1 protein-coding gene is annotated in these 1,164 nt (G+C 32.8%); it reads left to right on the forward strand.

Translation table 11 applies throughout. From position 1 onward, the window contains the following. The first annotated feature begins 344 nt into the window (after nt 1–344). The gene (locus WFZ85_RS15985; RefSeq protein ID WP_342697252.1) at nt 345–908 is read left to right on the forward strand and encodes a hypothetical protein; all 564 of its coding nucleotides are present in this window, start codon (nt 345–347) and stop codon (nt 906–908) included. The last annotated feature ends 256 nt before the right edge of the window (nt 909–1,164 follow it).

Below are 1,164 nucleotides of genomic sequence, written 5' to 3' on the forward strand. Positions count from 1 at the left end.
TTTATCAAAAACAAACCTTTTCTCTTGTAGGGTGAGTGCCATGCTTTGAGTTTGGCTATTAAATTGGGCACGCCGAGGATGTTGCACAACCCTTCAAAAGACTATCCCAAAGTTTTGGGATCAAAATCATTCCAAAAATTGAGCTTGTTTATTGGGAAGTGTTGGGAGTATGTAGTATAGTTATTGGAGGGATTGAAAGGGTGTTTGGTGGGTTGTGATAAATTAATAATTATATTTGAAGTAAATACGCTACTGAGTAGCGACAATCTACCCAAATATGGGTGTATAGTCGCTATAAAGTAGCGACTATAAACTAGTTAGCTGCAAGTTTTGAACACCAGAGTATGAAACAACTAATCTTTTTAATTATTCTATCTTCTCAGTTTTGTTACTCTCAAACTAAGTTTGAAAGAAATGCAAAATGTACAAAAACAAAAAACTTTACAGAAAGTCAAAGATTGAGTAATTTTCCTTTCTCTGAGACTTCACAAATAAAGCTAATTTCATTTGAAAGTAAAAAACTAGAATTTACAGGCGAAGAATTATCCAATCATCTGAATTCAATTAAGCTTAAAATAGACTTGTTTGATCCAACAATTTACACAGAAGTCGCAACATTGAGTTCTGTTCAAATAAATAAATTAACAGATATAATCTATAATTACAGCTACAAAAAATTTCCTTATTCAGTTGGTGAAGCCAAATGTTATGAGCCAAGAAATGCAATAATTTTTCTTGACAAAAACAACTACATAATTAGCTTTATAGAAATTTGTTTTGGATGTGACCGGTATAGAACTAGTAGTCAAGAATTAAATCTTGGTGAAGAATGCACTGAAAAATTTGAAATGATAAAATCAATATTCAAAGAATGTAAAATTGAATATGGTATAACGCGTAGAGATTAAACCTGCAGCTAACAGCCGTTAACCGCTATTGCTGGATTTTCGTGGTTTCACGTCTATTTTTCACGTAAAACTATTATCTTAGCAGACAGTACGCAGTTCGCTGGCTTCGCAACAGTCGGTTAGCGGCGAAACGTCAGGCTGTGAAAAAACTCCTTTTTCTCTACTGTTTTACTTTTTAAAACTGCTATAAACGGGTTTTAAGCCATGCTGATTTTTGATTTACTTTGACTGGTTTTAAAAAAAATTGAGGCTAAAA

This window comes from Flavobacterium aureirubrum (assembly GCF_038739835.1).
In the GTDB taxonomy this organism is placed as follows: Bacteria; Bacteroidota; Bacteroidia; order Flavobacteriales; family Flavobacteriaceae; genus Flavobacterium; species Flavobacterium aureirubrum.